This window comes from Aerococcus agrisoli, assembly GCF_003797145.1.
Lineage (GTDB): Bacteria > Bacillota > Bacilli > Lactobacillales > Aerococcaceae > Aerococcus > Aerococcus agrisoli.
This window is the reverse complement of sequence record NZ_RKMG01000046.1, coordinates 1-7,715: the sequence shown is the minus strand read 5'-3', so window position 1 is coordinate 7,715 and position 7,715 is coordinate 1. Positions and strand designations below refer to the sequence as shown.

Here is a 7,715-nt window from a genome sequence, read left to right as displayed (position 1 = left end):
ACTTAAACTTGAAATTTACGTTTAATTTATATATACTTGCATTTTCCAGTTTTTGTATATGTCGCTATACATGCACGCGTTTTTAATAATAGCCGTGTTATTAATAAGGCGGTATACTAGAGAAAAACGCACACTTACACGCGCTAGAAAAGGAGCATTTCCCATGGTAACACTATCAAACCAATACTTAGCCGTAAGCATTAAAGCAGACAGTGCCGAACTAACCTCAATCAAAGACCAAGCCAGCGGACATGAATTTCTTTGGCAAGCAGACCCTACATTTTGGAATCGTCATGCCCCAGTCCTATTTCCAATCGTGTCACGCTTAGTAGATAACACATACACTTACCAAGGGACACACTATGAACTTAGTCGCCACGGCTTTGCTCGTGATATGGTTTTCGACCTAGTTTCAGCTGATGATAGCCACGCCCGCTACCAATTATCCGCAAGCGAAGCTACGAAAGCCAACTATCCTTTCGACTTTGACTTCTTCATCGAATATACTTTGGCAGACCATGCGGTGACGGTAACTTATGAAGTACATAACAAAGCGACTGACCAAGAAATGTACTATACCGTTGGTGGTCACCCTGCCTTCAACGTAAGCTTGGATCAAAACCAAGCCTTCGACCAAGTCGACTACCAAGTTGAACCAGCTGGTCAATACGACTTATATCCGTTAACCGTAGATGGTTTTATCGACTTAGACCAAGTCCACAGCGTTGAGGTTTCAGACCACGTCATCACACGCGAAGACTTCAAAAATGACGCCCATGTCTACAAAGTCGATGATCAAACCAAAGTCATCCTAAACGACAACAAAGCCAATGTCACAGTTACCATGCAAACAAAAGACATGCCATACGTTGGTATTTGGTCTACTTACCCAGCCGACGCACCATTTGTCTGTCTTGAACCATGGACAGCACCAGCCGACGACATCCATGCATCCGGTGACTTCACCGAAAAATTCGCCGTATCCAAACTCGCAGCCGGTGCCACAGCCCAACACGCTTACACACTAACATTCAACAAAAACTAAGCGACGCAAAAAAGGACTATACAAGACAAGCCGAAGGCGCAAAAAAAGGGTTCTTTTACAAATAGTGTTGGTAAATAATTTCAAAGCACACGAATACGTTTTTTAGTTTTTAATAATAATTAAGAAATCAATAAAGTTAAAGCCATGCACGCTGTGATGTGTTTGGCTTTTTACTTGCCTTTAGGCAAGGGAAGTGACCAATGAGATAACATTTCTAGCAAATGGTGTTTTATCCTTCAGTGTACGTTCCTTAAAAGCCGTGGCACCAATGAGAGCCAAGGTCTCTCTGCTTTGAAATCGAGCCTTAGTCTCGATTTCATGCTTGTTCACGGCTAAGGACGTATACTTTCAGTCCTCTTTATTCTCTTTATTCAAAAATATACCACTATCCCTGGGTTAACTTGCTATCCCCTCAAATGTATATGGTTTAGGATTGGATGGTTTGTAATTTAATTTGAATTGGACTAAAATTCTTGCACGTAAATGATGGAAGTTCGAATATCCAAAACCTGTTCGTTTAATTAATTTAATTTTATTGTTAATACCTTCGGTAGGACCATTTGATACAGTATATTTTAAGGCGTTATGTATATAAGGCAAGAATTTGACTAATGTTTTGATAGTTCTTCTCGTACGACTTGGCAAAGTGTGGTTCTTAGTCCCATGTAAGATTTCATTGAAAATATTGATATCATGAGTTGAAATGGCATATTTTAATTCATTCATCAGGGTATAAGTAACTAAAAGTTCGTGTGAGATACTCAAAAGATAATCAACAATACGTTGTTCTGATATTGCTTCACCAAATTGACGAACATAATGTGTATCCGTGAAATTTAAATCTTCAGCATTCTTTAACAACAATTTCCATTGTTTTTTGAGTTTTTTGTAGTCCGATGGACGGCTTGTTTTGATAGCATTCATCACTTTAATACGAATAGAATTGATTGTTTCATTCAACAGCTTTACTATATGGAATCGATCAATGACAATCTTCGCATTAGGGAAACATGTGCGAATGACCTCTAGATAAGGTGTATATAAATCAATCGAAACTGTCTTCACGCTGTTTCGGGCAGTCCAGGTAAAAGAAGAAAAGTAATCGATGAGCGACGCTTGTTTTCTATCAACGACAATATCAATTAGCCTTCTATTATGCGTGTCCACAAGGACAGCACTCATTGCATTGGCTACACGATTAGTCGATTTAAACTCATCTACACCGAGGTGATTCGGGAGATAATTTCCCTTAGGTGATAGTCCCATACTTGCTTTCATTAAAGTTCTGGCCACTGTTGGAGAAGAGACATGATAACGTTTAGCGATTAACCGCATAGATTGCGTTTCAACCAATTCGGAGCTAATTTGACTTTTAATGGTTTTAGAAATACAGCAAAATTTTTCAACTAATGGTGTTTCAGCGATAAAAGTTTGTGCACAGTGTTTACAATAAAAGCGTTGCTTCTGTAATTTAAGTAAAACAGGATTAGTGGCTGTGTTCGGTAATCTAATGATAGCTGGTTTAAAGCCATGTTTGATGATATCTTGATTACCAGTATTCTTTACACCACAGTGCATACAAGCCTTAGGCTTGTATGTAAGAACCCCATGTAAAACGAAATGATTTATTTCATGATACTTTTCAAGTGGCAACAGATGCATAGATTTTGGTATTGTAATATCGATATTATTGTCGAAAATACCGCAGAGTTGTTTTATAATAGATGTATGGGACATGATCTTTCCTTCTTTCTGTATTCGTCGTAGTTTACATGCATTAAGGATATCATGTCCTTTTTGCGTACACAAAAATAGTGTCAATGAGATTCAACATGAAATCTCACCAACACTATTTATTATAGAACCAAAAAAAGACCCTGATTCTTCAGACGTACATCTGAAAACCAGGGTCTTTCTTATACTAAAAAGTCTAATTATTTAGTAGCTTTTGCTTTGCGAGAATCTGCAATGCGTGCAACGATTGAACGAGCAGCTGGTGCAAAACCAACTAATGTGTAAGCAACAAAGAAGAACATAAATGCAGGAATTGCATTGATGTAGCTAATTGAAGCAACGTGAACGAAAGTTACAGCAACAGTTGCAGCTAAGGCACCGTTAATCCAGTTTGCAGCTTTAGCAGATTGGAATGGCGCGAATGCTTTTTTCACAAATTGTAAAGCAGGAACGCGTTTTACTAACCATGCAGCGGCAAAGATAATAGCGTAAGCAGCTAAACCATTCACCATCATGAATGCAGCTTGACCTGAAGCAGCAGCTAAACCTAAAGCTTGTAAGCTAGTAGCATGTAATTCAACGATTACTAATACCATAGTCGCAGCTAAACCATTTGTCATAAATTTGCTTGGTAAACCAATAGTGTTTTCAATCCATTGTGGACGAGAAGCTAAGAAAATTGCAGCTAACATCCAAACGTAAGCGTAGATACCGAAGTTAATGGATACCATTGAAGCTTGGTAGTATGGATCAATACCATTTGAAACAGCGAATGTTAATGGCAGTGGCAAGGCGAATAAAATAATTGCCCACATGAAATTTTTGATAAAACCTTGTGATTTTGTCATAATGGTCACTCTCCTATAATCTATTTTGTACATGTACACTAAATTAAGTGTAATGCATATCACTTATAATTGAAAGACTTATGCTGAAAACTTTCCTCATATATGTGAACATTTTTTCATATTATCACAACGGCAAGGCTTGTCAAGTGTGAAAATGACAGCCTTTCCCTTATCCGACGTAAGAAAACACCTTTCGTGCCTAATCGCACAAACAATAAACAAAATTTGTATATTTTTCCCCAATTAAGTCAAGTGCGCATTTCCCCTTCACTAAGCCCACATCGTCTTCACCCCAGCAACACAAATTGTATGTATCTATCACAAAATAAGGGTTGGCGTGCGCCAACCCTTTCATCTTGTATTACCACTCAAACCGCTCGTAAAATACGGATTCGTTGGCAACGCCTGCAGCTTTCAATCGTTTTTGATAAGTCTTAATCATGGGCATTGGCCCCGCTAAAATGTAATCCGTTTGATCATCAAGCGGCAAATAATCGTCTAATTGGTCATCCGAAAAGCGTGATTTCTGTTGATATAGACGGAAATTTGGTCGATGCATCAAATCCTGGAAATTCTCTTGATACAAGAGCTCCTTATCCTGTTTGACCGTATACAACATGGTAATAGGCTTACTTGGATAAGCTTCTGCTAGCGAAAGTAGTGGCACAATCCCAATCCCACCACCGATTAAGACTAATTGGCGGTCGGGTTCTGATTCCTTCACCAACTTGTTGAGAAGCCCATAGCCTACCGAAACCCGTACCTTTTCACCTGCTTCCACCGTATTCAAGCCCTGGGTAAAGTCACCTACCCCATCAATACCAAGGACAATATGTCCAGCAGCGTGCGGATGATTCAAAATCGAGAAGGGATGCGGTGCGCCAAGGCCTTCGTGTTCGGGAAAAGAGATAAACACAAAGTCGCCACCTGCGATTTGTTTGGCATTTTCCCTCGATAAGGCGATGTCCAAAGCGACGATATTGCCGTCGATTTTGTCTACTTGGGCAACCGTACCGAGGCGCCAGTTGGCATTTTTCTCAATCAAATACCACGCATAACCGGCAAAGGCGATGATGGTGTATAGAATAAAGAGGAACATGAAATTGCTGATAGAGCTGATGTAGTCGATGGCTATGACATGGACAAAAATCAAGGCGGTTGCGATGATCAGAATCCGGTGTATCCAGATAGTCACTTCATGCGTGAAAATGGGTGCCAAGCGTTTCTTGATCCATTTTAAGAAAGGCACACGACTCGTTAACCAGCCAGCCAAGAAGATCAAGGCGTAAGCCACTAAACCGTTAAACATCAAAAATGATACCTTACCGGCTAATTTGGCGATACCGTCTGAATGTAAGAGGGTTGAATGTAAGTCTAAAAGGACAAGCGCCATCGTGGCAGTGAGTCCATGAATCAGATACATATCCGGCAAACCAATCGTTCGCTCAATCCATTTAGGTCTAGTGGACAGAAAAATCACGGCCAGCATCCACACATAGGCGTAAATCCCTAGGTCGATATAGAGCAACATCCCTTGATATAAGGGGCTAATGCCGTTGGTTACGGTAGCAATCAGCGGCAAAGGCAAGGTAAATAAAATCACCGCCCAAATCATATTTTTATACATCTGAAATTTTTTCGTCATACTTCCCACGCTCCTGCTTGCATAATATCTATTTGCCCCTCTTCAGCGATGACAAGGCCACTTAAATGGTGTGCTGCCACAAAATCGTCCCACGCTGTCACATCGGCTGCGATGCCTGTTGTAGCCCACATATCGGCTTCAACAAGGGAATCGCCATAGACAGTGACTTGTTGGTAGCGGTGTTGGCCGGCCCCATCTAGCCAAATATGGTCGCCACGTTTACTGCGTCCGGATGTTGCGATGGCCCCATTTTTTAAATCATGAACCGCAATGATTTCCTGTAAATTGTCAGGATTTTCAATCCCTACATGCCAGATAAAATCATCCGTTGCTTGGCTGGCAACCATCATATCCCCGCCACCATTTAAGGCAACGGCAACTACAAGATGGTCATCCACCAATGGCTTCAAATAACGTGTAAATACGCGTTCAATCGCCCAACCCTTCACAAGACCCGTTGGATTGTAAACGCCTGTCTTAAAGGCATCGAATACCCCTTTGGTGACTTTTTTGGCCCACATGGTTAAAGTGAGCACTTCGACATAATCCGGATGGAAAAAGAAATCCGGCACTTGCCCATCAAACTTGGGATAAAGACTGACCCAGGAATCTGCCTTAAAAGGCGAGAATCGTTGGTCAATCAGGGCCAATTCTTGATCAATTTTGTGGAGCGCATCGTCAAAAATACGCTGCATACCTGGGTCCATTGCTGCCTTGACCACAAATTGAACAGTAAAGGGCATATTCATATGATTGAGTACTGTAGTTTCATAATGATAGGGATGAATAGCCTGCTTGTTCATTGGGGATCACTCTTTCTTGATGAGGGTGTGGCGGCATAACCTTAGGCTAGGCTTGCCAAGTGGAAGGACTAGTCAGATTGATATCTGCCTGTCCTTTTCACAAAAGCTTATGCTAAAGCTTGGTTTAAGGCATCTTGTAGAGATTCGGTGAAGCCGTCGTAGGTTTCGGTTGCGCCGGAGATTTGTTGGATGTCGGCGCTTTGGGCTGCAAGGGCTTCGTCGATATAGGTCGGCAAGGCTTGACTGTTAATCGATTCGGATTCATGTTCGCCATCCGGATAGATAAGGGTTGTGATATCTGAGATTTGACCACCGCTTATGGTTACCTGCAACTGCATTTGACCGTGTGGTGTGGCTACGGTTTCGCTGGTGTAAGTACCGTCTGTGTAGCCAGAACTTGTGGTTTCGCTTGAAGATTCAGTGGTTGTCGCGTCTGTTGTTTCCGCGTTTGAAATGTCAGTAGCTGTGGCAGATGTTTCAGTGGTATCTTCGGTTTCAGTTGTGCTTGAAGATGTGGTCGAGGTTGCTGCACTGGCAGTATTGGTTTCGAGTGAGGCTTCGGTGTTATCGATATTTGGTTTGACTAAAGTGTAGTAGATGTCGCCGGCGATGGATAATCCCACGACTGAGGCGAATAAGCTTTGTGCTACGATTTTTTTCATATAAATCACCATTTCTTTTTGGGTATGAAGTTAAGGTTCAACATATTAAATGTCGCCTGTAAAAATTGGCGTTCTTTCATTTGTCACATTATGCCTTGAATTCATGAAGAAATTACGTGTTTTTGTTAAATATTTTATACCTTAGCAAAAAATCCCCCAACTCGACTACAGCCGAGTTGAGGGATTCCTATTGATGCTTATTTTACGTGACGTTTTACTTGGCCAGCTGCAAAATCTACAGCTTCAGCTGCGTAATCTTTGGCTTTATCAGCGAAAGAGCGATCTGGTAAAAATGATACTTCGTCAGCTTTACGTGCTAATTCACGACGAGTATGACGTAATTGACGGTTTGCATCATCAATTAGGCTACTTACTGCCGCATTTTTGTCTTCTTGGTATAAAGCAATTGCCGCAATACCAGCGATAGCTGCAATCGCACCTAATGCGATAAGACCTTTTTTAGTTGATTCTTCCATGAAAATCACTCCCTTTAATTGTTATATATATTATAACATATCTGATACTTGACCCGAAATCATAAGCCATCTTGTTGGCGGGAAAATGTTCTGTTAATAATTGGATAAAATCTTCGATTTTCGTCCTTACAGTGTACGTTCCTTATAGCCGTGGGACCGCCGATAGCCAAGGTCTATCGGCTTGAAATCGAGCCAAGGTCTCGATTTCATCCTTCTTCACGGCATAGGAACTACACTTTCAGTCCTCATTTCTTATATCATAATATTTTTGTGGGAATTTGCGGCCTAGGAAAGTTGATTATGGAATGGCGCGCCATTCCATACAGAAATAGGAATTTGTCTTGAATCGCATCTCATTCCATACAAAATCGTAAAATCCTCTCGAATGAAAGTTCATTCGATACAAAATTGGCAATTCGTATTGAATGGCGACTGGTTCCATAATCCCCTGAAAATCTCTATTGAATGGCGTTTCATTCCATCTTAAATTGTCAAATTAAGT

7 protein-coding genes are annotated in these 7,715 nt (G+C 41.0%); 1 reads left to right on the top strand and 6 read right to left on the bottom strand.

Annotated elements, in window-relative coordinates; genetic code table 11:
• The first annotated feature begins 163 nt into the window (after nt 1-163).
• Nucleotides 164-1,045 carry an aldose 1-epimerase family protein gene (locus tag EF384_RS09125; RefSeq protein WP_158607425.1) on the top strand — a complete coding sequence of 294 codons (882 nt, stop codon included), beginning with the start codon at nt 164-166 and terminating at the stop codon, nt 1,043-1,045.
• Nucleotides 1,046-1,441: 396 nt separating this feature from the next.
• Here the strand turns inward: EF384_RS09125 and EF384_RS09120 are convergent, their stop codons facing one another.
• From EF384_RS09120 to EF384_RS09095, 6 genes are all read right to left on the bottom strand, one after another.
• Entirely contained in the window at nt 1,442-2,782 is a 1,341-nt protein-coding gene (locus EF384_RS09120) for an ISL3 family transposase (protein ID WP_123781347.1), read from the bottom strand.
• 197 nt (nt 2,783-2,979) lie between these two features.
• Complete coding sequence (locus EF384_RS09115; RefSeq protein WP_123781345.1) at nt 2,980-3,627, bottom strand: hypothetical protein; 648 nt, start codon at nt 3,625-3,627, stop codon at nt 2,980-2,982.
• 361 nt (nt 3,628-3,988) lie between these two features.
• Entirely contained in the window at nt 3,989-5,272 is a 1,284-nt protein-coding gene (locus EF384_RS09110; RefSeq protein WP_123781343.1) for a ferric reductase-like transmembrane domain-containing protein, read from the bottom strand.
• Nucleotides 5,269-6,075, bottom strand: a complete 807-nt coding sequence (locus EF384_RS09105; RefSeq protein WP_123781341.1) for an FAD:protein FMN transferase — start codon at nt 6,073-6,075, stop codon at nt 5,269-5,271. The genes EF384_RS09110 and EF384_RS09105 overlap by 4 nt, the downstream gene beginning before the upstream one ends.
• 107 nt (nt 6,076-6,182) lie before the next feature.
• Nucleotides 6,183-6,737 (bottom strand): FMN-binding protein, encoded by a 555-nt coding sequence (locus EF384_RS09100; protein ID WP_158607424.1) that lies wholly within the window; start codon nt 6,735-6,737, stop codon nt 6,183-6,185.
• 197 nt (nt 6,738-6,934) lie between these two features.
• On the bottom strand, nt 6,935-7,213 hold the full coding sequence (locus EF384_RS09095) for an arginyl-tRNA synthetase (RefSeq protein WP_123781337.1): 279 nt from the start codon (nt 7,211-7,213) through the stop codon (nt 6,935-6,937).
• Between the last annotated feature and the right edge of the window lie 502 nt (nt 7,214-7,715).

Excerpts from the sequence above, each read along its gene's own strand:
- EF384_RS09125 (WP_158607425.1), top strand. The coding sequence starts at position 164 with ATGGTAACACTATCAAACCAATACTTAGCCGTAAGCATTAAAGCAGAC.
- EF384_RS09100 (WP_158607424.1), bottom strand. The coding sequence starts at position 6,737 with ATGAAAAAAATCGTAGCACAAAGCTTATTCGCCTCAGTCGTGGGATTA.
- EF384_RS09110 (WP_123781343.1), bottom strand. The coding sequence starts at position 5,272 with ATGACGAAAAAATTTCAGATGTATAAAAATATGATTTGGGCGGTGATT.
- EF384_RS09105 (WP_123781341.1), bottom strand. The coding sequence starts at position 6,075 with ATGAACAAGCAGGCTATTCATCCCTATCATTATGAAACTACAGTACTC.
- EF384_RS09095 (WP_123781337.1), bottom strand. The coding sequence starts at position 7,213 with ATGGAAGAATCAACTAAAAAAGGTCTTATCGCATTAGGTGCGATTGCA.
- EF384_RS09120 (WP_123781347.1), bottom strand. The coding sequence starts at position 2,782 with ATGTCCCATACATCTATTATAAAACAACTCTGCGGTATTTTCGACAAT.
- EF384_RS09115 (WP_123781345.1), bottom strand. The coding sequence starts at position 3,627 with ATGACAAAATCACAAGGTTTTATCAAAAATTTCATGTGGGCAATTATT.